The organism is Qipengyuania sp. 902 (genome assembly GCF_051195295.1).
Lineage (GTDB): Bacteria > Pseudomonadota > Alphaproteobacteria > Sphingomonadales > Sphingomonadaceae > Qipengyuania.
Genome location: NZ_JBNJLJ010000001.1, coordinates 527,790 through 552,749 on the forward strand (window position 1 = coordinate 527,790; position 24,960 = coordinate 552,749).

Below are 24,960 nucleotides of genomic sequence, written 5' to 3' on the forward strand. Positions count from 1 at the left end.
TGCTCGACCGGTTGGCAGACGACCATCGCTGCCGCCCGGCCCTTCACCGGCTTCGCGGCGGGGAGCGGATAATCCCGAACAGCATCCGCAGGGGATGGGCCGGAAGCTTCCGCACCTCGACACTTGCCGCGCTTGCCAAACGAGCAGAACTTGCCCGCATCGCGCGAGATCTGGCTGAGGCGGACATTCCGATGGTCGCGCTGAAGGGGGCGTGGCTAGCGTGGACGGCCTATCCCGAACCCGGAATGCGGCCGTTGCGCGATCTCGACATTCTCGTTCCGCAGGACCGTGCGCTGGAGGCCCGTACTCGACTGCTCGCCCTCGGCTATGAGCAATGCGAGGAGACGGCGCTGCCGCTGGAGGAATGGACGGCACGCTTCAAACACCTGCCCGCACTTGCTTCGCGCGAGGGACATGTGGTCGAAATCCACACGCGGCTGTGGGACGACGACGGGCGCATGCCGTCGCATCCCATCGGCCTGCTCGAGCGGCGTGTCGAGAGCGCAGCCATGCCGGGCCTGTTCGTGCTCTCCCCAATAGACAATGTGATGCATCTGGCGGTCCATGCCGCATTCCATCGCTTCGACGGCGGACCCCTGATGCTGCTGGATTTCGCCACGCTGGCCGAGAAGGCCGACGCGCTGGACCTGCCCACCCTGTGGGATCGCGCCGCTCGCGAGGGGTGGGCCCGCCATGCGGCGCTTTGCATCAACGCCGCCGATCGGTGGACGCAGTCCGGAACGGCGGAGGCATTCGCATGTCCCGTCATATTGCCGGAGGAGATGCTATCCGACGTGCCGACCTTGATCGGAAAACCGCTTGACGCTCGCGAGAGCGACATCGCTACAGCCAAGCTGACCCGCAGGGACATCGGCGTGGGCGAGAAACTTCGCCGCGTTCTGGCTCGGCGCGAGCGTTACAACAGTTTGGCCGAGTATGGCAGCTGGGTCGGGGGCGAAGTCCGCAACACCTTCGCCAAGCGCGCAACACCCGGCGATCGCATGCGACACGATGCGGTCGCCCGGCTCGACGACTGGCTCCGCGCTTAACGACGCCCGGCACCTGCCAGCTGGGCGATATTGGTGAGGCCCTGCGCAAGCAACAGCTCGGCAGCCTGGCTGTTGGTCAGCAAATCGCGATGCATCTTGGTGAGGCCATGCGTCAGTCGGTCGAGCCGCCCCTTGCCGCGCCAGCGCGAGACCTGCTGGCCAATCTCGCGATCCTCCTTCCAGAAGATGCCCAGCCGCGCCTTCTCTCCCTTGTCGAGATCGCCATAGCCGCGCGATCCCAGCGCCGCCGCGATCCGGGCCAGTTGCGCCGCGCGCCGCTCGAACGCCAGCAGCACGCCGACCGGGTTAAGGCCGAGCTGCTTCATCCGCGCAATCTCCGGTGCGACCTTGGCGCTCTGTCCGCCCATCACCGCGTTGACGAGCGGCATGAAGCCGTCCTCCTCGCTCACCGCGCCGACCGCGTCGAGGTCTTCGGCGGTCGCGGGTTTCGGGCTCTGCGGGCTGGCGTCGAGATAGGTGGCGAGCTTGGTCACTTCGCTTTGCGCCAGCCGCACATCGAGATTGGCGCCGCGTGCCACGCGCTCCGCCAGATCGCCGCCGAGCCGCACGCCCGCCGCATCGCCCATCGCGCGCACGCTCTGCGAAACCGAGCGTAGGTCGGGCGGGTAGAACAGCGCCACGACGGCATCCTTGCGCTTTTCGAGCAGCTTGGCGGAGCGCGACTTGTCGGTGGCGGATGTGGCGACGACAATGACTGGGCACGCTTCGCCCGCGCCCATGTCGCCGGTTTCGAGCAGCGTTTTCAAAGCATCATGCGCCTCGTCGCCGCTGGCCCTGACCCAGATGTGGCGCTTGTCGCCGAACAGCGAGGTAGAGCGTGCTTCATCGCCCAGCCGGGCGGGATCGCCGCGCAAGTCGGCGCCGCTCATTTCCACGCGCTCGCCCGGTTCGGGTAGCCAGCTGGCGAGATCGCTGGCGGCCGCGCTCGCCCCGGCTTCGTCCTGGCCGCAGAAGAAGAACACGCCGCAGTCCTGCGCAGCGTTGCGGCCCTTGGCAGCGAAATCCTTGCTGGTGAGCTTCACGAGTCCCCGCGCAGCGTCAGCGCCACGCGCGTCACGATCCGCTGCGCCACATCCTCGGCCAGATTCTCGAGCGCGGTCTGCTCGGCGGCAATGGTGGCATATTCGCTGGAGACGACATCGATCCCGGCATCGGAGCCCGCGGTCGCATCCAGTACGATCTCTCCGCTGGCAAGGTCGATCAACTGGTAGCGCGCGCGCAAGGTGCGCCGCTCGCGGCTGACGGTATCGTCGCGCAGGATGGCGAGCCCTTCGAGCTGATCATCGAGCCGGACGTCGAGGCGATATTGCGGGCTGGCCGCGCCTGCCGCGCCTAGCCGGTCGTTCAGCGCGTTGCGAACCAGCCAACCGGCCTGCCCCTCGATCGGCGCGACATCGACTGCGGCCAGTCCGCGCGCCACTGCGCCATCGCCGCCGCCCGCATACATGGGCGAAAGGCCGCAAGCGGTCAGCAGCAGGGCGGAGAAAGAGGCGAGAAGCGCGCGCATCACGTGACGATATTCACCAATCTGTCGGGCACGACAATGATCTTGCGGATTTCGGCGCCGTCGATCGAACGCTGCACCTTCTCAGATGCCAGCGCCATCGCTTCGAGATCCTCCTTCGCCGCGCCCTTCGGAGCGGTGAGCGTGTCGCGCAGCTTGCCCTTGTGCTGGACCGCGATAGTGACTTCGTCCTCGACCAGCAGCGCCGGATCGACTTCGGGCCAGGGCGCGTCGGCGACGAGACCGTCCATGCTTATGCCCGCCCAGGCTTCCTCGGCAAGGTGCGGCATCATCGGCGCGACCAGCTGGACCAATGTGCGGATTGCAGCGGAGCGACTGGCCGAAGACGCTGCCTTTTCGACCGCGCCGGTGAGTTCATAGATGCGCGCAACCGCCTTGTTGAACCCCAGCGCCTCAATGTCGTCCGCGACGGCAGCCACAGTCTGGTGCGTCTTGCGGTCGAGCGCCTTGTCCTCGCCCTGCGCGCCAGCGTCATGCGCCGCGAACAGCCGCCACAACCGGTGTACAAAGCGGCTGCAACCCTCGATCCCTGCTTCCGACCACGGCAGGTCGCGTTCGGGCGGGCTGTCGGAAAGCATGAACCAGCGCACTGCGTCTGCGCCGTAGCTGTCGATGATCGTGTCGGGGTCGACGACGTTCTTCTTCGACTTCGACATCTTGATGACGCGGCCGATCTCGACCTCGCCGCCATCGGCAGTCAGCAGCGCGCGATCGGCCTCGCGGCTGATTTCGTCAGGCGCGTAATAGACGGTCTTGCCGCCTTTTTTCCGGCTGTAGGTCTCGTGCGTGACCATGCCCTGTGTGAAGAGCGAGCCGAATGGCTCCTTCACCTCGATCCGCCCCATATGCGCCAGCGCGCGGGTCCAGAAGCGGGCGTAGAGCAGGTGCAGAATCGCATGTTCGATGCCGCCGATATACTGCTCGACCGGCAGCCACTTCGCGACTTCCTCAGCGTCGAAGGGCCTGTCGTCGGGCTGGCTGGCGAAACGCAGGAAATACCAGCTTGAGTCTACGAAAGTGTCGAGCGTGTCGGTCTCGCGCTCCGCCTTGCCGCCGCACTTGGGGCAATCGACATGCTTCCACGTCGCATGGCGCAGCAGCGGGTTGCCGGGCGTCTGGAAATCGACATCCTCGGGCAAGGTGATCGGCAAACTTTCCTTGGGCGCGGGCACCACGCCGCAGGCATCGCAGTGGATGAAGGGGATGGGCGTCCCCCAATACCGCTGGCGAGAGACGCCCCAGTCTCGCAGGCGCCAGACGGTCTTGCCCTGTCCCCGGCCCTGCTCCTCGATGCGGCGGATGATCTCGCGCTTGGCGTCCTCGACGCTCATGCCGTCGAGGAAATCCGAATTGACGATCACACCCTCGCCCGCCTCCGCCTCGCCATCGAATCGCTTGCCAGCCTCTTCGACGCTTGGGGCAACGACGCGCGGAATGGCGAGGTCGTATTTCGTCGCGAATTCGAAGTCGCGCTGGTCATGGCCGGGCACCGCCATGATGGCGCCGGTGCCGTAATCCATCAGCACGAAGTTCGCGATGTAGACCGGCAAATCCGCGCCGGTGAAGGGGTGCTTGGCGGTGATGCCAGTGTCGAAGCCTAGCTTTTCCGCGGTTTCGAGTTCGGCAGCCGTCGTGCCGCCGCGCTTGCACAGCGCGATGAACTGACGCGCTTCCTCGCTGTCGATCGCTTGCGCCACCGGATGGTCGGCGGCGACCGCGACGAAGCTCGCGCCGAATATCGTGTCTGGGCGCGTGGTGTAGACCGGCAGCTTCTCGCCATTGGACAGGTCGAAGCTGAATTCGAGACCCTTCGACTTGCCGATCCAGTTTTCCTGCATCAGCCGGACCTTGTCGGGCCAGTTCTCGAGGCTCCCCAGGCCCTCCAGCAGTTCCTCGGCGAAGTCGGTGATCTTGAGGAACCACTGGTTGAGCTTGCGCTTCTCGACTTCCGCGCCGCTGCGCCAGCCCTTACCATCGATCACCTGCTCGTTGGCGAGCACGGTCATGTCGACCGGGTCCCAGTTGACCTCGCTCTCCTTGCGATAGACGAGGCCCGCTTCGTACAGGTCGATGAACAGCGCCTGCTCGTGGCCGTAATAGTCGGGCTCGCAGGTCGCCAGCTCGCGGCTCCAATCGAGCGCGAAGCCGAGGCGCTTCAGCTGCGCCTTCATGTGCTCGATATTGTCGCGGGTCCAGCCGCCCGGATGCACGCCCTTCTCCATCGCGGCGTTTTCCGCCGGCATGCCGAAGGCGTCCCATCCCATGGGGTGCAGCACCTCGTGCCCGGTCGCCTTCTTGTAGCGTGCCAGCACGTCGCCCATCGTGTAATTGCGCACGTGGCCGATATGGATGCGCCCCGAAGGATAGGGAAACATCTCCAGCACGTAGCTCTTGGGCTTGGGAGAATCGCTGTCGGCGCGGAAGGTCTGCGCCTCCTCCCACGCATTTTGCCAGCGCGCATCGGCACTGGCGGGATCGAAACGGGTATCGCTGCTCATGCGAGCGGCCTTACCCGTTTTGCGCGTGATTTAAAGGCGGTTTAGCTGACGGCCTGGCGGCGCAATTCGCGCGCCTTGGTCAGGATGATGTCTTCCAGCTTCTGTACGGTCGCGGCCTGCACCGGTGCATCGACCCAGCCACCGCCCTGCGCGACCTGGCGGCTGGCGGCGACCCGCAGCGCATCGGCGCGCAGATCCTGGTCGAGGATGGTGATCGTCACCTTCACGCGCTCGCCCGGATTGCTGGGGTTGGCGTACCAGTCGGTCACGATCACGCCGCCATTGCTGTCCGCCTGCAGCAGCGGGGCGAAGCTGACGGCTTCGAGCGAGGCGCGCCAGAGGTAGGAATTCACCCCGATCGTGGTGACCTGCGAGGCGGCCAGATCTGCCTCGGGCCGCTCGCCGCCACCGCAGGCTGCAAGAGTGGCACTGGCGGCCAGCGCCATGGCGAGGGTGGCAGGGGGGGGGAGATTGGCGCTCATGTTCATCCTTAGCATTTCCAGCCGCTCTTCCACGGCGATGTTCTTTCCGGCTCTATAAAGCCTGAGAGGGCACGGGCAAGTTTTCCCAACCGCCCGCACCGTTCTGCCACGGGCAGCCGTGAATGCGTCCTGAATTTCCAGGCCGCCGAAGCCTTTGTGGGCAAAGCGCAACACTTTCTCGCAATCGAAAGGCGGGCCCTGTGGAAAAGCTGGCCATGCGTGCAATGCGTCCATAGATTGCCAAAACGATAACGGCTGCGGAACGAGTCGCGTCAGGGTACATTAAGGCCCTGTTCGGTAAATTCCGATATTTCCGATGGCCGCCGACAGGGAAGAGTGAACGGATAATGGGACGCAAGGTCAACAGCATCAGCGCAAGGCGGGCGATCCCCGTGGCGTTGGCCGCTGCCGGGCTTGCACTGGCCATTCCGGGCGCGGGCCTTGCGGTCGGCACAGGTAATAGCGCGATCGAAGCGGCCGATATCGTATCGCTGCCTTTCACCCCCGCCAATATCGATCCGCAGCTGGCCCGCCAGGTCGCCGCGATCATCGGCGAGGATGGCTTACGCTTCACTCCCGCCACCAAGATCCAGCGCCAGGCCGAGCGCACGGTCACCGTGGCCGTGCGGGTCGACGATGCGACTGCACGGGCGATTTCCTTCCGCACCGCGCCCACCTCCGTCGGTGCAGAGCAGGGCCGGGAGCGCGCGCTCGAAATCGCGCCGACTCGCTACAATCTGGGCATCGCCCGCGGTTATCAGGGCTTCGCCCAGCCGGAGAAGACTGCGACGCTGCCAACTGGCGTACGTGATCTGTCGATGCCCGACCTGTCGACCTATCGCCCGGCGGAAGAAACCTCCGGCAAGCCGAGTCGATTCGGATCGCGCCTTGCGATCGAGAGCGACAGCAAGGCCGGACGCTCGCCCCGCACCCTGGAAGGCCTCGGTGAACAGAGCGTCGATCTGCAGGGTTCGTATCGTGTGAAGGGCAATCTCAACGTGACCGCAGGTGTCCGCCTGTCTCAGGATCGCAATCGCCTCTCGCCGCTGACCGACGGGGTCGAGGACGACCAGGCCGTCTACGTCGGGACGCAGCTGCGCTTCTGATCGGGCTTTAGCCCTCCCCAACAGATTGAATACGATTGTTCGGAGCCCTCGCGCCGCCGAATGGCTTTGCGTGCTATCGATTCTCTGCCAAGACCGTTGCAAACGCTACGGAAAGCTTGGGAGAGCGAAATATGGGACGTGTTGCTATCGTAACCGGAGGAACGCGCGGAATCGGGCGCGCGATCTGCGAACGGCTACGTGACGAGCGTGGCTACACCGTCATCGCGAACTACGCCGGCAATGACGATGCGGCGAAGAAGTTCACCGACGACACCGGCATCCCGACGGTCAAGTTCGACGTCGGCGATTACGAGGCCGTGCAAGCCGCGTGCAAGACCGTCGAAGAAAAGCACGGACCGATCGACATCGTCGTCAACAATGCAGGCATCACGCGCGACGGCACGCTCCTCAAGATGAGCTACGAGGATTGGGACGCAGTCATGCGTACAAACCTTGGCGGATGCTTTAATATGGCCAAGGCTTGCTTTCCCGGGATGAAGGAGCGCGGCTGGGGGCGCATTGTGAACATCGGTTCGATCAACGGGCAGGCAGGGCAATACGGCCAGGTCAATTATGCCGCCGCCAAGTCCGGCATCCACGGCTTCACCAAGGCGCTGGCGCAGGAAGGCGCGCGCTTCGGCATTACGGTCAACGCCATCGCTCCGGGCTATATCGACACGGACATGGTCGCCGCCGTGCCCGAGCCGGTGCTGGAGAAGATTGTCGCCAAGATTCCCGTCGGCCGCCTCGGCAAGGCGAGCGAGATCGCGCGCGGCGTGAGCTTCCTGTGCTCCGAGCATGCCGAATTCGTCACCGGCTCGACGATGAGCATCAACGGCGGGCAGCATATGTATTAAGCGCCGCGAACCTGCGAACCGGGTGCCACCGCTGGCCACCCTAGCCAAAAATTTCGTGGGCGCGGGGGCTCGTGGTTTGTAAGGGGAGCGCGATGATTCCCCCTTACCATCCGCCGAAGAAATACTCCGTCCGCATCGCCGGGCATCGTACGTCGATCAGTCTCGAGCCGCTGTTCTGGGAAATGCTTGGCAAGGCGGCGTATGCCCGCGCGCAGTCGATCAATGCGCTGGTCGCGGAGATCGACGCCGAGCGTATTCAGGCCGACAATCCACCCGGCCTCGCCGGTGCGATCCGGATCTGGCTGGTCACCCACGAAAAAAGCGGCTGGATCGCTCCTGCCGCTCTTCCGTCCGGCAACTAGCCGGAAACTGATCGTGCCGCGTCAGTACTTCGCGGTGGCATCGCTTGCCGGATATGTCTCGTCGAGCGCTTCGTCGGTCGAACTCATCCGGTCGTGCGAGGCGGTCGACGCTGACCCGGCATTGCGAAACGAGCCTTCCGGTTCGCCGCCGGCAAATGCGACGCCGTTTTCATCGACACGAATCTTTTCGTAATAGCGATATCCGGCATAGCCGAGGCCGCCGAGGGCGAGAAGCTTGAGCAACATGATTACGACTCCTTGAATTGGGTTACCCCAAAACAACGAGCGCGCGGCGGGAAAGGTCCTGAGGTTGTGCTCAGTCGTCGCCCACACGTTCGATATCAGCGCCGACCAGCTGGAGTTTTTCCTCAAGCCGCTCGTAACCGCGGTCGAGGTGGTAGAGGCGACGGACCGTCGTCTCACCCTGTGCTGCCAGCCCGGCGATCACCAGGCTCATCGAAGCGCGCAAGTCCGTCGCCATGACTTCCGCCCCGGTCAGCTCGCAGGGACCGCGCACGATCGCGGTGCGTCCTTCGGTTTCGATATCCGCGCCCATCCGGGCCAGTTCGGGCACATGCATGAAGCGATTCTCAAAGATCGTTTCCTTGAGAATGCTGGTACCTTCGGCCTTGCACAACAGGCTCATCAGCTGCGCCTGCATGTCGGTTGCCAGGCCCGGGAAAGGCGCCGTTGTGAGATTGTGGGCCTTGAGCGGTCCGTTGGCGGCGATTTTCACGCCATCCTTCTCGGTTTCGACCTCGACACCGATGTTACGCAAGGCATGCAACGTCGAGCCCATGTCGCCCGCATCCGCGCCTTGCAGCATCACCTCGCCGCCCGTGATCGCTGCGGCGCAGGCGTAGGACCCGGCTTCGATCCGGTCGGGCATGACGCGATAAGTCGCCCCGTGGAGCTTCTTCACGCCGTGGATCGTCAGTTCGGATGTACCCACCCCCTCGATCTCCGCACCCATGGCGGTGAGCAGATTGCACAGGTCGACGATTTCCGGTTCGCGCGCGGCATTGCGCAGCACGCTGGTGCCATTGCACAGTACCGCGGCCATCACCGCATTCTCGGTCGCACCGACCGACACCACCGGGAAATCGAAATCACCGCCCGGCAGGCCGCTATCGGGTGCACTGGCCTTCACGTAGCCTTGCGCCAGTTCGATCTGCGCGCCGAACGCTTCCAGCGCCTTCAGGTGCAGGTCGATCGGCCGGTTGCCGATGGCGCAGCCGCCGGGTAGCGAAACCGTCGCTTCGCCGGTGCGCGCCAGCAGCGGGCCTAGTACGAGGATCGAGGCGCGCATCTTGCGCACGAGATCGTAAGGCGCGACCGAGCTGGTGATGCGCATGGCCTCCAGCGTGACGTTCCGCCCGAATTCCTCCGGCCGCTTGCCGGGAATCGTGTGGCTGACGCCGAATTGCGTCATCAGATGCTGGAAGCCATCGATATCCGCCAGCCGCGGCAGGTTGCGCAGGGTCACCGCCTCTTCGGTCAGCAGTGCACAGGGTATCAGCGTGAGCGCGGCATTTTTCGCGCCCGAAATGGGAATGGTCCCGGAAAGGCGATTGCCGCCGCGTACGATCAGTTTGTCCATGCCGTCTCCTTAGTCGCACGCGCGCTGCTGGCAAGCGTCACACCGTTGTTACAAAAAGCGTCCAGCGGGGCCGCGCGCTTAACCTATGGCAATTGACCCCCTTCGATAGCGGACCTACGCCCTCGCCCATGACCCACCACGAAACTTCGCAGCATAAACCGATCAGGAAGGCGGTGTTTCCCGTCGCCGGCCTGGGCACTCGCTTCCTTCCCGCGACCAAGGCCATCCCTAAGGAGCTTCTCCCCATCGTCGACCGCCCGCTGATCCAGTATGCGGTGGACGAGGCGCGCGAGGCGGGGATCGAGCAGATCATTTTCGTCACCGGCCGTGGCAAGACCGCGATCGTCGAACATTTCGACGTCGCCTACGAGCTTGAATCGACCATGGAAGAGCGCGGCAAGGACATGACCGTGCTCGACCCGACACGCGCGACGCCGGGCGATATCATCACCGTGCGCCAGCAGGTGCCGCTGGGTCTCGGCCACGCGATCTGGTGCGCCCGTGCCATCGTTGGCGACGAGCCCTTCGCCATCCTTCTGCCCGATGAACTGATGGTCGCGCAGAAGGGCGGCGGGACCGGCTGCATGAAACAGATGGTCGACGCCTACAACGAAGTCGGCGGCAATCTGATCTCGGTGCTCGAAGTGCCCCAGGACGAGGTTTCCAGCTATGGCGTGATCGCACCGGGCGAAACCAAGTCGGACACGCTCACCGAGGTTACCGGCCTGGTCGAGAAGCCGCCCGTCGCGGATGCGCCGTCCAACAAGATCATCTCCGGCCGCTACATCCTCCAGCCCGAAGTGATGCGCGTGCTGGAAGACCAGGAAAAGGGCGCGGGTGGAGAAATCCAACTGACCGATGCCATGGCCCGGATGATCGGCAACCAGGCTTTCCACGCCGTGACCTTTGCCGGCCGCCGCTTCGACTGCGGCAGCAAGACCGGCTTCGTCGAAGCGACGCTGGCGCTGGCGCTGGAGCGCGATGACATGGGCGCCGAAATTCGCACCATGGCCGAGCGGTTGCTGGCCGAATAGGGCGACACTTGGGCGACAAAGGCGACACCCTGTCGCCCGACGACGCTCAGCCTTATACCATTGTAGTTTAAGCACTTTTACTTGGACTTGCCGCGAGGGTTTTGGGGACCCTCCCCCGGGGGGGCACCCCTTCGAAGTCGCGCCAGCGATTGACTTGCCGGCTAGCACTGGCCTTCGGCTGTAGGACAGCCCGAATTCGAGCGCATGCAAACAAAAGGGGGCGCCGAAGCGCCCCTTCGTATTTGATGTTACCGTAGCTCAGGCGTCCGGCTTGTCGCGCTCGCTCTTTGGCTTGGCCGATGTGTCGGGCTTGGTGTCGACTTCCTCCACCTGCTCGGCAATGTCGTCGAGCACTTCGGCGAGGCGCGGGGTCTTCTTGGGAGCCTCGGCCTGCGCCGGACCCTTCACCAGCCCGTCGAGCGAAGAGCCGTCCAGCCCCAGCTCCTTCATCAGCCCGTCGAGGACCGGGGCCTGCGCGCGGTAGGCCAGCGCTGCGCTGACCGCGTCGGTCGCGAGGTTGCCCGAGCCGCCGCCCGGTCCGCCCGCACCGCCGGACGACTTGCCGCCACCGTTGGTGAGGCCGTCGACCTGCACGATCTTGATGCTCTCGATCGCTTCCATTGGCTTGGCGCTCTCGCGCACCAGGTCGGGCATGACCTTGAGTAGCGCCAGCTTGGTCTGCAGGCTGATCTGGTCAGAGGAGAGGATGTTCGCCGCCTCGTTGATCGCCCGCTGACCGGCAGCCTCAACTTCGAAGCGCACGCGGGCGGCTTCGGCCCGCAGCTTCTCGGCCTCGGCCTCGCCCTGCGCTTCGAGGCGCAGCGCTTCGGCGCGGTTGGTGGCGGCGTCTTTCTCCGCCTCGGCCTCGACGCGGACGCTGATCGCATCGCGTTCCGCCTGCTTGGAGGCTTCGATCAGTTCGATGCGCTTCTGACGCTCGGCGATTTCGGTTTCGCGGCTGGTTGCGACCTGTTCTTCGGCAGCGACCGCCTTGGCACGCGCCTCGTCGGCTTCGGCCTTGGCCTGGCTTTCCTCGCGGGACTTGTTCTGGACCGCGATCTGCTGCTCCTGCCGGGCGATCTCGAGCGCGCGCTGCTGGTCGATCCGCGCCTCTTCGACGAGCCGGTCGGCCTCGATCTGCTGGGCGTCGACCTGCTTCTTCGCCTCGATCCGCGCAGCATCGGCCTCGCGGGTCCGCTCGGCCTGTTCGCGGGCGATTTCCGAGCTTTGCGCGGCACGCCGGACCTCGACCTCGCGCTCCTGCTCCAGCCGCGCATATTCGGTGTCGCGGCTGATCTGGAAGCTGCGCGCATCGGCCTCGAGGTTCTTGGCCTCCATCTGCACGCGCGTATCCTGCTCGATATCGTTGCGCAGTTTCTTGCGCGCCTCGATCTGCTCGGTCAGCTTGGTGAGACCTTCGGCGTCGAAGGCGTTGTTGGCGTTGAAGTGCTCGATGCTGGTCTGGTCGAGCCCGGTCAGCGAGACCGACTCCAGTTCCAGCCCGTTCATGGCGAGATCGTTGGACGAAACCTGCTGCACCTTCTGGACGAAGTCGGCACGCTGTTCGTGCAGCTCGTTCATGGTCATCCCCGCCGCGACCGAGCGCAGCGCATCGACGAACTTGCCCTCGACCAGGTCCTTCAGCATTTCCGGCTGCATCGTGCGCTGGCCGAGCGTCTGCGCGGCCATGGCGATAGCCTCGCTATCGGGCTTCACCCGGACATAGAATTCCGCCTTCACATCAATCCGCAGGCGGTCGAGCGTGATGAGCGCTTCGCCGTCGCGGCGGATGACCGAAAGCACCAGCGTGTTCATGTTCACCGGCATGGTCTCATGAAAGATTGGGAAGACGAGTGCTCCCCCGTTCATCACGACCTTTTCGCCGCCGACACCTGTCCGCACGAATGCCGTCTCTTTGGATGCCCGGCGGTACATCTTGAGGAAAAATGTGAGAATGATGAGTCCGAGGACGACGAGACCGCCGAACCATACTACCGACAAACCTAAGATACTTTCCATTACCCCTCCTTCTTACGAACTGTGAGTTGGCGACAGGCGGCGCTCGGCGAGCGCGGTCGCATAGAACTGGTTGCCCTCGCGGCGGACGAGCAGCACCTCGTCACCGGCGTGGATTTCGGACGATACCTCGTGCGGCTCCACCATCACGTGATGGGTCTGCCCATGGATGTCCTTCACCTTGGCGCGGGCGGGCGAGTTAACGCGCGCCACACCGTCGGTGATCGTCGCCCGGCGTCCGATGAGGCTTTCCGTGCTGACGGCCGTCGTGTGATCCTTGGGCATCACATGCCCCAGCGGCCGCGCGAAGACGCCCGTCACGGGTACGGCTGCCACCCCGGCGAACAGGGCCGCCAGCCAGCTATAGAGCGGGCTGCCGGTGAGGCTTTCCGCAAGTTCCTGGATCGACAGGCCGATGCCGGCGAACAGCAACAGGAACAGCGCCAGCCAGATGGTCAGCGGCACGCGCCCGATGCCGAGCAGCGTAAGCAGCCCGTCGAACATACTGGCGTCCGGCATGCCGTCGGCATCGCCGCCCGCATCGAGATCCGCATCGCCCAAATCCGCGACACCGATCAGCTGGACGACGGCCAGGACGAGCATCACCACCAACGCCGCCGCAAAGGGCAGGTTGTGCGGTTCGAGCAATGTCATGTGACCCCCTTCCGAATGCGCAGGACTACCCGTCTCCGACCGGGCCGAAAGCGCGTCGTCCTACTGTTGTAACCATGTGGAACACTTAGCAGAAAACGCGCGAATTGGCGAGGAGAATCGGAATTCGCGCGTACGATTTTCGCCGCGATTACTGGGCGCGAGTTGTGGCGCGACTTGGACCGCGACCCCGCCGCGAGCGTCGGGACTTCAGGCGGCGGTGAAGCGCAGCGGCAGCGTCTTCAAACCGCCGACGAAAGTCGATTTCGACCGTGCCGGTTCGCCTGCCAGTTCGATGCTGTCGATCCGGTCGAGCAGGGTTTCGAACAGGATGCGCATCTCCAGCCGGGCGAGATGCAGGCCGAGGCACTGGTGCGCGCCGGCCCCGAAGGCGAGGTGGCGGTTGGGGCTTCGCGCTGCATCGAACTTGCGCGGATCGGCGAACACGCTGGGATCGTGGTTAGCGGCGACATAGTTCATCATCAGCCAGTCGCCTTTGGCGATCGCCTGCCCGCCGACTTCGGTGTCTTCCGCCGCCGTGCGCATGAAATGCTGCACCGGAGTGGTCCAGCGGATGGCTTCCTCGACGATCCCGCCGAGCAGCGACCGGTCGGCCTTGACCCGCGCCCATTGCTCGGGGTCCTGCGCCAATGCGAGCATGGCGCCCGCCGTGCTGGCGCTGGTAGTGTCGTGGCCGGCAGCGGCAAGGATGATGTAATAGCCCATCATGTCGCGATCGTTGAGCGGTTCCCCGTCGATCACTGCATTGGCGATCGTGCTCGCCACATCGTCGGTCGGATTAGCCCGCCGTTCCGCCGTCAGCTTGGCGAAATAGGCTTCGAAATCCGCGACGGCTCCGGCCACCAGCTGGGTGACGGCCTCGGGCGGCAAATCCTTGATGCCCGACTGGTTGAGATCGTCGTCCTGTCCGCCGAACAACTGCTGGGTCAGCATCAGCATGCGCGGCTCGTCCTCCTCGGGCACGCCCATGATCTGCATGACGACATGCAGCGGATAGGGCGCGCTGACGAGCTTGCAGAAATCCGCTTCCGGCCCAGCCGCAATCAGCCGATCGACTGCATCCTGCGCAATCCCGCGAATCTCGTCTTCGACAGTGCGCAGGTTCTTGGGCATGAACCAGTCCTGCGTCAGCTTGCGATATTTACGGTGCGTATCGCCGTCGAAGGTGACGAGGCTGGCAACGAGGTGTTCGCTGCCGCCGGTCATCGCCTTGGCGAATTCGATCCCCTCGGTCAGGCTGAAGACCACCGTGTGCGGGTTGTTGAGGAAGGTCGCATTGTCCTTCGACATGCGCATCACATCGTCATAGCGGGTGACCAGCCAGAAAGGCGGATGGGCATGGTCGTTCTGCGATTCGACCCAGGCGACCGGATTTTCCTCGCGCAGGCGGTCGAACGTATCGAGCAGCAGATCCCATGCGGCGTAGCTGGCCGGATCGATGACCGTCCGGGCAGTGGCGGGGTCAAGCGTGGGCCGGTCCCTGGTCGCCATCACGCCTGCTCCGTCTGTTCTTCGGCCTTGCGTTGGTACTCGTCGCGCAGCTCGCGCTTGTAGAGCTTGCCATTCGCCTCGCGCGGCAGGTCGGGGCGGAAGTCGAACAGCTTGGGCATCTTGATCTTGGCGAGGCTGGGCGCGAGGAAATCGCGCAGCTCCGTCTCGAGCTCGTCGCCGGCCTCGCCCATATCCATCGGCTGTACCACGGCGACGACCTTCTCGCCGAAATCGGGGCAGGGGGCGCCGATCACGGCAGCGTCCATCACCTTGTCATGTGTGACGAGCAGGTTTTCGATCTCCTGCGGATAGATATTCACCCCGCCGCTGATGATCATGTGGCTCTTGCGGTCGGTGAGGTAGAGATAGCCATCCTCGTCCACGTGGCCGATATCGCCCAGCGTCATCCAGCCCTTAGGATGCATCGCCTCGCGCGTCTTCTCCGGGTCGTTGTGATAGGTCGGGATGAGGTCGTTTTCGAAGTAAAGCAGCCCGTCCTGTCCGGCAGGCACTTCCTCGCCGTTCTCGTCGCAGACATGCAGTGTGCCGTGGATCGCCTTGCCGACGCTGCCGGGATGGTCGAGCCAGTCTTCCGCCTTGATCAGCGTCATGCCGATGCCTTCGGACCCGGCGTAATATTCGTTGATGATCGGTCCCCACCATTCGATCATCTCGCGCTTGATCGGGACCGGGCAAGGTGCTGCCGCGTGGAGCGCGCGCTGGTGGCTCGACAGATCGTATTTCGTGCGAACCGATGGATCGAGCTTGAGCATGCGGACGAAATGCGTCGGCACCCACTGGCTGTCGGTCACCTTGTATTTCTCGATCGTCGCTAGCGCGCTTTCGGGATCGAATTTCTCCATCACCACGACCGTGCCGCCGAGGCGATGCGCGGTGGTGCACCAGCCGAGCGGGGCGGCGTGATAGAGCGGCGCGGGCGAAAGATAGACCATCGATCCATCGGCCGGCATGCCTGCCCCCATCACTGCCAGGCCGACGAGCGGGTTCACCGCCTGGATGTCGTCATCCGCCGGAGGCGCGGGTCGCACACCCTTGGGCCGCCCGGTCGTGCCGCTGGAATAAAGCATGTACTGCCCGGGCAACTGGTCCGCGATCGGCTCTGCGGGCTGGGCTGCGAGCGCATCCTCCAGTCTCTCGTCGCCTTTGCCGCCAGCAATCAGCATGGGGATATCCGGGCACTCGCCGCGGATGTCGCCGAGCACGTCGTCGAAATAGGTCGAGGTGAGCAGCAGCTTCGTATCGCTGTCCTGCAGGATGTAGCAGATCTCCGGCGCGGTCAGGCGGGTGGAGATCGGCACCATCATGATGCCGCTGCGCTGCGCCCCCCAGACCATCTGGAGATAATGCGGGCTGTTCTCCATCAAGATCGCGACGTGATCGCCGCGGCCCAATCCGCGCGCGCGCATCAGCTGGGCGAAGCGATTGGCATAGGCATCGAGCTCACCGTATGTGACGGTCTCTCCGCTCGAGGCCATGATAAGGGCGGGATGGTCGGGGCGCGCCTGCGCGTGAACGATCGGGTGCATGGGCTTCCTCTCTTCTCGGCCGGTCCGCATCTATCGGCGGGACTCGTCCGGTTGCCGGATGAAACCTACCTGACATGCACACATGAGCAAGGAAAATTGGGGCACATGAGAAAAGGGGCCGCGGATCGCTCCGCAGCCCCTTTACATCAATCCCGAAAGGCGTTTGCCTTATTCGTCGCCGCCGCCCTGGCCGCCTTCACCCATGGCGAGGGCATAGGCGCGCTGCGCTTCCGATTCGACCATGTAGGGAACCGGATTGACCGGCTTGCCGGCGATGCGGACTTCATAATGCAGGTGCGGGCCGGTCGAACGGCCGGTCGAACCGACGTAACCGATCAGCTGGCCCTTCTTGACGCGCGTCCCCGAAGTAACGGCGATGTCCGACATGTGGGCGAAACGCGTCTGCAGGTCTGCGCCATGTTCGATCGAAACATACTTGCCGTAGCTGGAGAACCACTCGGCCTTGCTGACGTAGCCGTCGGCAGTGGCGTAGATCGGCGTTCCGGTCGGCGCGGCGAGATCGACGCCATTGTGCGAGCGACGGCCGCCGAGCACTGGATGGGTGCGCATGCCGTAATCGCTGGTCAGGCGGGTATCGTCGAGCGGCATGCGGCTCGGCACCGAAACCACCGCCTGCGCCGGTGCGGGGCGATCCAGTTCTTCCCACTTGGCGAACAGCTGCTGGAACTGCGCGTCGTCACCCTTCTCGGTAACGCCGGAAACCTTCGACATGTCGATGGCGCCAACTGCAGCGGCGGTGTTCGTTTCGCCGGCATGTGCCGGTGCGGCGGCGATGGTAAGTCCTGCAGACATGATCGCCAGTGCAAGCGTGGTGCGCTTGTTTGCCATTGCTAAACCCGTCCGACGCCTCAGGGCGCCTTTTCCCTGCGATCGTCCACGCCGTCCCTGACGTTCGATCGCTTTTTTCAGTCACTGCCGGAACCCCCCGGCGTCTCGTGAGTATTGGGTAACGGCGAAGAAGTTAATGAGGCAATAGGCCCGTAGAACTCCAGCGGTAGGCCGCCTGCCAAACGCGCCGAGTCGTTGAATGGCGGCTTCAGACCCCCCGAAAAGTGAATTCGGACAAGATTTTGCCACGTTTTGGGCGGGCTTTCGTCGCGCTTGGCGCACAGCTCGTGGAAGTGCCTTGACCCGATGCCCACGTGGCGAATCTCGTCGTCAAGGATTCGCTGGAGGATTTTCGCGCCGTTCTCGTCACCCTGCGCGCGCACGCGCTCCAGCGTCGCGGGCGTTACATCGAGGCCCCGCGCTTCGAGGACCATCGGCACGATCGCGAGCCGCGCGGTCACGTCATGCGCCGTGTCCTGCGCTGCGCTCCACAAGCCATCGTGGACCGGCAGCGCGCCATACGCCGAGCCGAGCGACTCCAGCTTTCGCGCGAGCAGCGCGAAATGCATCGCCTCGTCCGCGGCGACCGAGAGGAAGTCGGACACGAAGCCCTCACCCATAGATTCGCCGAAGCGGCCCGCCATATCGAGCGCAAGGTCGATGGCAACGAATTCGATATGCGCGAGCGAATGCCACAGCGCGATGCGGTTGCGCTGCGATCCCATCTTGCCGCGCTTGGGCATCTCGCGCGGCGGGAGGAGTTCGAGATTTTCCGGCCAGGCAGGCCGGTCGGGCATGGCGACGTCGAAGGCGAAATCGAGCCGGTCCAGCCGCCAGTCGCGCGCCACCTGCCGCGCGGCGAAGACCTTCGCCGTCGGGTCGGCTGTCAGCAACGCCGCACAAATTGCGGCAGCTACAGTCTGGCGCGGGGACGTCAGCGTCATGGCCATCAGAGGGAGCGCGCGGCCTTCAGCACCTCTTCGGCATGGCCTTTAACCTTAACCTTCGGCCAGATGCGGGCGATCGACCCGTCCTCGCCCAGCAAATAGGTCGAGCGGACCATGCCCATGAAGGTCTTGCCGTACATTTTCTTTTCGGCCCACACGCCGAGCGCATCGGACAGCCCGTCCTCTTCCGCATCGGTCGCAAGATCGACCGTGAGATCGTGCTTGGCGATGAAGTTCTGGTGCTTTTTGGGCGAATCCTTGCTGACGCCGAGCAGGGCGACGCCCGCCTTGTCGAACTCGGGCTTGAGCGCAGTGAAATCCTTCGCCTCGGTCGTGCAGCCAGGGGTGTTGTCCTTGGGGTAGAAGAAGATCACCGCCTTCTTCCCTGTGAAGTCGGACGGGCGCACCGTGCCGCCATCGGGGGTTTCCATCGCGATATCGGGCATTGGATCGCCTTCGCCGGGGGGTGTGCTCATTCGTCCATCTCCAGTATTTCGCCGAATATCTCGCCCCACGCCGCCGCGACGTCACGCCGTGCCTGCGCGAAGCGACCGGTGAGGCAATCGTAATCCTCGCACCCGCTCTGGCGCGCAAGGATTGCCGCCGCAGCATCGTTGGGGCGCGTCAGGTCCGGTGCCAACAGGCGCGTACCCACGAGCAGGCGGGTCATCAAGTCATGCGCCGGAGCGATCGTATCGGGCAGCAGGTCCTCGGCGGCCAATGCGGCAATGGCGTCGCCGAGACGCGGTGTCAGCGCGTTGCGGTGCTTGAGCTGGAGGAAGTGGACGAGGAACTCGATGTCCACCAGGCCGCCACGCAACAGCTTGGCGTCGAGCGGCCCACGTGCTTCCTTATGCCGCGCCATTTCGCCGCGCATCTTGAGAACGTCCTTGCGCAGCTGCTCCGCGTCCCGCTCCATATTGAGGATCGACGTCACGACGGACTGCACCTGATCGCGCGCCGCCTCACTGCCCACCAGCACCCGCGCGCGTTCCAGCGCCATATGCTCCCAGGTCCACGCATCCTCGCGCTGGTAGCGTTCGAAGCTGTCGACGCTGACCGCAAGCGGCCCCTGCGCCCCCTGCGGCCTGAGGCGCGTGTCGACTTCGTAGAGCGCGCCCTGCGCTGTCGGGACGCTGAGTGCGGCCGTCACTCTCTGGGCGAGGCGGTTGAAATAGAGCGTCGCACCGAGCGGTCGCCCGCCATCGGATTCGGCGTCGTGCGATCCGGTGAAGAGGTAGATGATGTCGAGGTCGGAGGCATGGGTCAGCAGGCCACCACCCAGGCGGCCCAGTCCGACGATGACGAGTTCGCTGCCCTCGATCCGCCCATGTTTGGCGGCGAATTCGTCCTCCGCCGCTGCCACCGCGACCTGCAGGGCCGCTTCCGCCGTTCGGGAGAGTGCCTCGGCCACGGCGATCGGATCGCGCGCGCCCTCGATCAGTTGGACGCCGAGCCCGAACCGCGATTCGCCCGTGACGATGCGAATGCGGTCGAGCCGGTCCTCGTAATCGTCCCCCCGCTCGCGCTGTGCCATCGCCGATACCAATGCGGCCACATCGCCGGGCAGGTCGAGCGCGGTTCGATCGATCAGCGCATCGAGCAAGTCCGGCCGCCGCGACAATTCGTCGGCCAGCGGCGGGGCGAGGGTGAGGCATTTCGCCAGCAGGTCGAACAGTCCGGGGCGTGCTTCGAGCAGGCGGAACAGGTTGATCGCGCTCGGCAGCCGGCCCAGCAGGGTTTCCCACCGTGCAAGGGTCCGCTCCGGATCCTCCGACGCCGCGACGGACTGGAGCAGGTCAGGCCGGATCGCATCGAACGCCGCCAGCGCCGCCGGGCTGCGCAGGGGCGGATAGCGCCCATCGCTCCACTCGGCGACGCGCGCGACGATCTCCTGCGGGACCGGAGCTGCCGCGGCGTCGGTGCCCGCCACGTGCAACGCATGCCCCGGCACCGACACGCGACCTTCGTCGAGCAACGCATCGAACCGCTCGCCCACCGGCGCCGTGACGTCATCCAGGAGCGCGACCAGCGCCGCGCCGTCATCCAGGCCGTGGAGCCGCGCGACATTGTCGAGCGCCTCGTCGGAGGGGAGCGAGTGCGTCTGCTGGTCCCGCACCATCTGCAATCGGTGCTCTATCGTGCGCAGCGTATCGTAGCTCTCGCCCAGCACCCGCGCGTCTTCTTCCGCTATGCGCCGGCTTGCCGCCAGCGCGTCGAGCGCCGCGCGCGTTCCTCGCCTTCGCAGGGAGGGATCGCGCCCGCCATGGATCAGCTGGTGGGTCTGGGCGAAGAACTCGATCTCGCGGATGCCACCCCGACCCAGCTTGAGATTGTAGCCCGGCCCGGGTTGTCGCGGCCCGCTCTGCTGCTCCCGGATGCGGCGCGTCAGGCGGCGGATCTCGTCGATCGCCCCGAAATCGAGGCTGCGCCGCCACACGAAGGGGCGGATATGGTCGAGGAAGGCCTCGCCCGCCGCAATATCTCCAGCGCAGGCGCGCGCACGAATGAAAGCCGCCCGCTCCCACGCCAGCGCGGAGCTCTCGTAATGCGCCGTGGCGGCATTGAGCGGCAATGCCAGCGGGCTGACTTCGGACTGGGGTCGCAGGCGCAGGTCCACGCGGAAGACATAGCCCAGTGGCGTCACTTCGGAGAGCAGGCGAACGACTTCCCGGGCATAGCGCTGCGCCGCCTCCCCCGGCTCGTCGCGCTCGCGGCGGGGCAGGGTTTCGGGATCGAACAGCAGGATCGGATCGATATCGGAGGAATAGTTGAGTTCGCCCGCGCCATGCTTGCCCAGCGCGAGGCCGATCATGCCTTCGTTGCGGGCATCCTCCACCCGTCGAGTTATCGCTGCGCCGATGGCGGCATGCAGCGCCCGGTCGGCGAAGGTCGACAGCTCGCGCATCACCTTGTCGAGGTCGAACGCACTGGCGAGATCGCCCATCGCCAGCACCAGCGCGAGGCCGAGGCGTTCGCTACGCAGCGCCGCCGCGACGTCACTTTCGCGCGTCCTCTTCGCCGCCAGCAGCGCATCCTCGCCGCGCCCCTGCTCCAGCATCGCTGCCAGGTCCTCGCGCTTCTCCAGCGCGCGCGCCAGAAACGGCGCATGAGCGCGCGCCCGTTCGAGGGCGGAGGTCCAGTCGGCAGCCATCGCTGCTTCCCTGCCGCCGTCGCGCTTAACGCGCAAGCTTGCCCTCGCGCCGTCATGCTGCAAGAAGCGCGGCCGAGAACGGGACACGAGAGAGAGGTTCGCACCGATGAAACGCCTGACCCTTGCCGCCACGACAGCGCTGTTGCTGTCCGCCTGCACGACCATGGAACCGGCTGGCGACATGAGCGCCGCCCCGACCGGCATCGACGTACCGGAGGTCGCCGAAGGCACATTGTCCGAGCAGACGATGAAGACCGTGACCGAGCGGCTTTCTTCCGACGAGTTCGAAGGTCGCGCGCCCGGCACGGCGGGCGAGGAAAAGACCGTCGCCTATCTGATCGAGCAGTTCGCGCGCGCCGGCCTGACCCCGGGCAATAACGGCAGCTGGGTGCAGAACGTGCCGCTGGTGGAAATCACCGGCAAGGACTTCGCCCCCCTCACCATCGTGGGCGGCAACGGCGAGCCGATGAGCCTCGACTTCGGCGACGACTGGGTCGGCGTTTCCTATCGCGAGGACGCGGCGACCTCGCTCGAGAACAGCGAGCTGGTCTTCGTCGGCTACGGCATCAATGCGCCCGAAAAGGGCTGGAACGACTATGCCGGGCTCGACATGCGCGGCAAGACGGCGGTCATCCTCGTCAACGATCCCGATTTCGGCGCGCAGACGCTCGAAGGGCCGTTCGGCGGCAAGGCCATGACCTATTACGGGCGCTGGACCTATAAATACGAAGAGGCCGGCCGCCAGGGCGCGGCGGGGGCGATCATCATCCACGATACGGCGCCGGCCTCCTATGGCTGGAACGTCGTCGAAAGCAGCTGGAGCGGTCCGCAGGCCTATGCCGCGCGCGGTGCGAATGCGCCGATGATGACCAAGATGAACGGCTGGGTGCAGAAGAGCGTCGCCGAACGGATCATGCAGGCGGCGGGCCAGAACCTCGCGCAGCTCTCCGCCGCGGCCAAGCAGAAAGGCTTCCAGGCAGTGCCGCTCGGCCTGACCGCCTCGACCAGCTTCGAAAACGATATCCGCACTTTCCAGTCGCGTAACGTGATTGGCATGCTGCCGGGCAGTGAGCGGCCGGACGAATATGTCATGCACACCGCGCATTGGGACCACCTCGGCCGCTGCAAGCCTGCGCCCGATGGCGACGACATCTGCAATGGCGCGGTTGACAATGCGACCGGCACGGCCGCACTGGTCGCACTGGCCGAAGCGCATGCAAAGGCAGGCGCGGCAGACCGCAGCCTTGTGTTCCTCGCCGTGACGGCCGAGGAATCGGGCCTGCTGGGCGCGGATTATTACGCCGCCAATCCGGTCTTCCCGCTCGACCAGACGGTCGGCGGCATCAACATGGACGCCTTCCAGGTGGCCGGGCCCGCCAGGGACGTGACCGTGGTCGGGCCGGGCAAATCGGAACTCGACCTGTTCATGAACGCGGCGCTGGAGTCCGAAGGCCGGGTGGCGACGCCCAATCCGAAGCCGGAAGCGGGCTATTACTACCGCTCCGACCATTTCGCCTTTGCCAAGCGGGGCGTGCCGATGCTGTATATCGACGGCGGCGAGGACCTGGTGGCAGGAGGCACGATCGCCGGGGCCGAGGTGGCACGCGACTATACCGAGAACCGCTATCACGGGCCGAAGGACGAATATAACCCGACCTGGGACTGGTCCGGCGTGATGAGCGACCTCGAACTGTTCTATCGCATCGGGCGGATGTTGGCGGAAAGCGACAGCTGGCCGAACTGGAATCCGGGCGACGAGTTCAAGGCCACGCGCGACGCCGATTGCGCGGACGGGCCTTGCGGGTCGTAAGCGCCCGCTAAGCGAAAGAGCCGATCCATGCCCTTCACCATGCCGCCCGAATGGGCGCCGCAGGACTGGCTGTGGATCGGCTTTCCGCACGATGCCGACGAATGGCCCGAAGTCCTGCCCCGCGCGCAGGAGCAGATGGCCTCATTCGCCAATGCAGTAGCCGAAAGCGGGCAAGAGGTTCGCCTGCTGGTCCGCGACGGGACGAACGAGGCGCGGGCGCGGCAATTGGTCACCGGATCGGTCAAGCTCGAGCGCCGCACCTATGGCGATGTCTGGCTGCGCGATACCGGGCCGCTCGTGCTGGCCGACCGCGAGGGCAAGCGCTTGGCGAGGCGCTTCGACTTCAACGGCTGGGGCGGCAAGTTCCTGATGGAGGGCGACCAGACCGTCGGTGCGGAACTGGCGGAGGATGCGGGCCTGCCGCTCGAAGTGTCGGACTGGATCCTGGAGGGCGGGGCGATCGATGGCGATGGTGCGGGCCTCGTCGTCACGACCGAGCAATGCCTGCTCAACCCCAATCGCAATCCGCAGCTGTCGCGCGAGGATATCGAGACCCGGCTGCAGCGCGATCTCGGTTTCGAACGCGTGCTCTGGCTCGGCGACGGGCTGATCAACGACCATACCGACGGGCACGTCGACAATCTCGCGCGTTTCGTCGGGCGCAATACGCTGTGCCTGCCGCGCGCGACCGGCAGAGACGATCCTAATGCCGCAGTCTATGCCGACGCCAAGCGGCGCGCACAGGACGCCGGGGTTGCCGTTGCCGAGATCCCCTCGCCCGGCCTCGTCACCGGCGGCGATCATGTAGAGCCCGCCAGCTACGCCAATTTTGCGATCACCAGCCATCTGGTCGTCGTGCCGACCTTCGGCAGCCCGCATGACGAGGACGGGGTGGCGGCCATTGCCGAGCTCTTCCCCGACCGCGCGACTGTCGGCCTGAAGGCCGATGCCGTGCTTGCCGGCGGGGGCGGTTTCCATTGCGCCAGCCAGCAAATGCCCGCGGCGAGAGCCATCCTTTAACGCTTCGTTAGGATTTGGCCGCGACAATGGCGGCATGGCCAAGGCTATCGCTCTCGCCCGCACGCATGTCGCCCCGATCTCGGCGACCGAACTCGCGCGCGCGCTGATCGTGAGCGGATGCGGCCTCGCACTGGCCCTCGCCGGGCCGGTCCTGCCTTTCTGACACGCTAACTCAGCCGAACGCCCTCCATAGCGCGGCGAGCGCCGCGCCGCCCAGCACCGCGCCCACGCAGATGCGCCAAGTGCGATCCTCGATCCGGCCCGACACCCTGTTGCCCAGCCAGTTGCCCGCGAGCACGGCGGGGAACAGCAGCGCCGCCAGCAGCGCGAGCGCCCAGTCGAGCATGCCTAGCGCCGCGCCGCTCACCAGCCCGGCAGACGATGCGCAAGTGAAGATCAGCAGCATGGAGGCCTTGGCCACCGCGCGCGGAATGTCGCGCCCCACGTAATAGGGCACGACCGGCGGGCCGGGCATGCCGGCATATCCGGTCATTAGTCCGCTCAATATGCCGACCCCGCCCGTGGTCGCCGGATGATGCTCCAGCGCGCCGCGCCGCGGCAGGAGGATGGCGACGAAGGCCGACAGAGCGATGAAGGCGATAACCACGCGGGCGATATCCGGCGTGGTCGCGCCAAGCAGGAACAGCCCGACCGGCGTCGTCACAATGACAAGCCCGATGATCGCCCAGGCGGAGCGCTCTGCATCGCGCAGCTGGCGACGGATTTCCGACAGGCCGATGAAGACCGACAGGAAGTTCGTCAGCAGCACGGCATCCACCGGCGTCAGCGCCAGCGCGAGGATCGGCACGAGCAGGATCGCCATGCCGAACCCGGTCAGCCCGCGCACGAAGGCCGAGCCGAACGCGGCAACCAGCGCGGCGACGACTGTCGCCGTGCCGTAGCCCGCAAGCAGGTCCATG

The 24,960-nt window shown here is 65.3% G+C and carries 23 protein-coding genes; 8 read left to right on the forward strand and 15 right to left on the reverse strand.

The genetic code is table 11. From position 1 onward, the window contains the following. Nucleotides 1-11: 11 nt before the first annotated feature. Nucleotides 12-1,049, forward strand: a complete 1,038-nt coding sequence (locus ACSH0F_RS02585) for a nucleotidyltransferase domain-containing protein (RefSeq protein ID WP_435199600.1) — start codon at nucleotides 12-14, stop codon at nucleotides 1,047-1,049. Here the strand turns inward: ACSH0F_RS02585 and holA are convergent. Genes holA through ACSH0F_RS02605 form a run of 4 tightly spaced genes read right to left on the reverse strand, consistent with a single transcriptional unit; the run spans nucleotide 1,046 to nucleotide 5,575 of the window. Beyond that, nucleotides 1,046-2,092, reverse strand: coding sequence for a DNA polymerase III subunit delta (gene holA, locus ACSH0F_RS02590; RefSeq protein ID WP_435199602.1), 1,047 nt, complete (start codon nucleotides 2,090-2,092; stop codon nucleotides 1,046-1,048). The genes ACSH0F_RS02585 and holA overlap by 4 nt on opposite strands. After that, complete coding sequence (gene lptE, locus ACSH0F_RS02595; protein ID WP_435199604.1) at nucleotides 2,089-2,577, reverse strand: LPS assembly lipoprotein LptE; 489 nt, start codon at nucleotides 2,575-2,577, stop codon at nucleotides 2,089-2,091. Before lptE ends, holA begins: the two co-directional genes overlap by 4 nt. Continuing rightward, nucleotides 2,577-5,093, reverse strand: coding sequence for a leucine--tRNA ligase (leuS, locus tag ACSH0F_RS02600; RefSeq protein WP_435199606.1), 2,517 nt, complete (start codon nucleotides 5,091-5,093; stop codon nucleotides 2,577-2,579). The genes lptE and leuS overlap by 1 nt, the downstream gene beginning before the upstream one ends. Before the next feature lie 41 nt (nucleotides 5,094-5,134). Next, entirely contained in the window at nucleotides 5,135-5,575 is a 441-nt protein-coding gene (locus ACSH0F_RS02605; RefSeq protein ID WP_435199608.1) for a DUF3576 domain-containing protein, read from the reverse strand. Nucleotides 5,576-5,922: 347 nt separating this feature from the next. On the opposite strand from ACSH0F_RS02605, the gene ACSH0F_RS02610 reads away from it, so the two are divergent. The 3 genes from ACSH0F_RS02610 to ACSH0F_RS02620 all read left to right on the forward strand — a co-directional run bounded on the left by ACSH0F_RS02610 (nucleotide 5,923) and on the right by ACSH0F_RS02620 (nucleotide 7,900). Further along, nucleotides 5,923-6,681, forward strand: a complete 759-nt coding sequence (locus tag ACSH0F_RS02610; RefSeq protein WP_305931382.1) for a hypothetical protein — start codon at nucleotides 5,923-5,925, stop codon at nucleotides 6,679-6,681. A gap of 131 nt (nucleotides 6,682-6,812) precedes the next feature. Further along, nucleotides 6,813-7,538: an acetoacetyl-CoA reductase gene (phbB, locus tag ACSH0F_RS02615; protein WP_435199611.1), complete on the forward strand. Its 726-nt coding sequence runs from the start codon at nucleotides 6,813-6,815 to the stop codon at nucleotides 7,536-7,538. Nucleotides 7,539-7,630: 92 nt separating this feature from the next. Further along, on the forward strand, nucleotides 7,631-7,900 hold the full coding sequence (locus ACSH0F_RS02620; protein WP_435199613.1) for a ribbon-helix-helix domain-containing protein: 270 nt from the start codon (nucleotides 7,631-7,633) through the stop codon (nucleotides 7,898-7,900). A 21-nt stretch (nucleotides 7,901-7,921) separates the two neighbouring features. Here ACSH0F_RS02620 and ACSH0F_RS02625 read toward each other — a convergent pair whose 3' ends face one another. After that, nucleotides 7,922-8,146: a hypothetical protein gene (locus ACSH0F_RS02625; RefSeq protein WP_435199615.1), complete on the reverse strand. Its 225-nt coding sequence runs from the start codon at nucleotides 8,144-8,146 to the stop codon at nucleotides 7,922-7,924. A gap of 70 nt (nucleotides 8,147-8,216) precedes the next feature. Next, nucleotides 8,217-9,500: a UDP-N-acetylglucosamine 1-carboxyvinyltransferase gene (gene murA, locus ACSH0F_RS02630; protein ID WP_435199617.1), complete on the reverse strand. Its 1,284-nt coding sequence runs from the start codon at nucleotides 9,498-9,500 to the stop codon at nucleotides 8,217-8,219. A 128-nt stretch (nucleotides 9,501-9,628) separates the two neighbouring features. Between murA and galU the strand changes: the two genes are divergently transcribed. Continuing rightward, entirely contained in the window at nucleotides 9,629-10,534 is a 906-nt protein-coding gene (gene galU / locus ACSH0F_RS02635; protein ID WP_435199619.1) for a UTP--glucose-1-phosphate uridylyltransferase GalU, read from the forward strand. A 258-nt stretch (nucleotides 10,535-10,792) separates the two neighbouring features. Here the strand turns inward: galU and ACSH0F_RS02640 are convergent, their stop codons facing one another. The 8 genes from ACSH0F_RS02640 to glnE all read right to left on the reverse strand — a co-directional run bounded on the left by ACSH0F_RS02640 (nucleotide 10,793) and on the right by glnE (nucleotide 21,210). After that, a complete protein-coding gene (locus ACSH0F_RS02640) occupies nucleotides 10,793-12,553 on the reverse strand; it encodes a flotillin family protein (protein ID WP_435199621.1) in 1,761 nt (586 codons plus the stop codon). A gap of 12 nt (nucleotides 12,554-12,565) precedes the next feature. Further along, nucleotides 12,566-13,204 (reverse strand): YqiJ family protein, encoded by a 639-nt coding sequence (locus ACSH0F_RS02645; protein WP_435199623.1) that lies wholly within the window; start codon nucleotides 13,202-13,204, stop codon nucleotides 12,566-12,568. A gap of 207 nt (nucleotides 13,205-13,411) precedes the next feature. Continuing rightward, on the reverse strand, nucleotides 13,412-14,713 hold the full coding sequence (locus ACSH0F_RS02650) for a cytochrome P450 (RefSeq protein WP_435199625.1): 1,302 nt from the start codon (nucleotides 14,711-14,713) through the stop codon (nucleotides 13,412-13,414). Further along, a complete protein-coding gene (locus tag ACSH0F_RS02655) occupies nucleotides 14,713-16,260 on the reverse strand; it encodes an acyl-CoA synthetase (protein WP_435199626.1) in 1,548 nt (515 codons plus the stop codon). The genes ACSH0F_RS02650 and ACSH0F_RS02655 overlap by 1 nt, the downstream gene beginning before the upstream one ends. Before the next feature lie 168 nt (nucleotides 16,261-16,428). After that, a complete protein-coding gene (locus tag ACSH0F_RS02660) occupies nucleotides 16,429-17,109 on the reverse strand; it encodes a M23 family metallopeptidase (protein ID WP_435199628.1) in 681 nt (226 codons plus the stop codon). A gap of 77 nt (nucleotides 17,110-17,186) precedes the next feature. Beyond that, a complete protein-coding gene (locus ACSH0F_RS02665) occupies nucleotides 17,187-18,059 on the reverse strand; it encodes a ferritin-like domain-containing protein (protein WP_435199630.1) in 873 nt (290 codons plus the stop codon). After that, complete coding sequence (locus ACSH0F_RS02670) at nucleotides 18,059-18,532, reverse strand: peroxiredoxin (RefSeq protein ID WP_435199632.1); 474 nt, start codon at nucleotides 18,530-18,532, stop codon at nucleotides 18,059-18,061. The genes ACSH0F_RS02665 and ACSH0F_RS02670 overlap by 1 nt, the downstream gene beginning before the upstream one ends. After that, nucleotides 18,529-21,210, reverse strand: coding sequence for a bifunctional [glutamate--ammonia ligase]-adenylyl-L-tyrosine phosphorylase/[glutamate--ammonia-ligase] adenylyltransferase (glnE, locus tag ACSH0F_RS02675; RefSeq protein WP_435199634.1), 2,682 nt, complete (start codon nucleotides 21,208-21,210; stop codon nucleotides 18,529-18,531). Before glnE ends, ACSH0F_RS02670 begins: the two co-directional genes overlap by 4 nt. 106 nt (nucleotides 21,211-21,316) lie before the next feature. Here glnE and ACSH0F_RS02680 point away from each other — a divergent pair, with 106 nt between their 5' ends. The 3 genes from ACSH0F_RS02680 to ACSH0F_RS02690 are packed head-to-tail and all read left to right on the forward strand — an operon-like array spanning nucleotide 21,317 to nucleotide 24,203. Further along, a complete protein-coding gene (locus ACSH0F_RS02680; RefSeq protein WP_435199636.1) occupies nucleotides 21,317-23,020 on the forward strand; it encodes a M28 family metallopeptidase in 1,704 nt (567 codons plus the stop codon). A gap of 27 nt (nucleotides 23,021-23,047) precedes the next feature. Continuing rightward, nucleotides 23,048-24,040 carry an agmatine deiminase family protein gene (locus tag ACSH0F_RS02685; RefSeq protein ID WP_435199638.1) on the forward strand — a complete coding sequence of 331 codons (993 nt, stop codon included), beginning with the start codon at nucleotides 23,048-23,050 and terminating at the stop codon, nucleotides 24,038-24,040. Nucleotides 24,041-24,074: 34 nt separating this feature from the next. Next, a complete protein-coding gene (locus ACSH0F_RS02690; RefSeq protein WP_435199640.1) occupies nucleotides 24,075-24,203 on the forward strand; it encodes a hypothetical protein in 129 nt (42 codons plus the stop codon). 9 nt (nucleotides 24,204-24,212) lie between these two features. Here ACSH0F_RS02690 and ACSH0F_RS02695 read toward each other — a convergent pair whose 3' ends face one another. Next, nucleotides 24,213-24,959, reverse strand: a complete 747-nt coding sequence (locus ACSH0F_RS02695) for a sulfite exporter TauE/SafE family protein (protein ID WP_435199642.1) — start codon at nucleotides 24,957-24,959, stop codon at nucleotides 24,213-24,215. Nucleotide 24,960 lies beyond the last annotated feature (1 nt).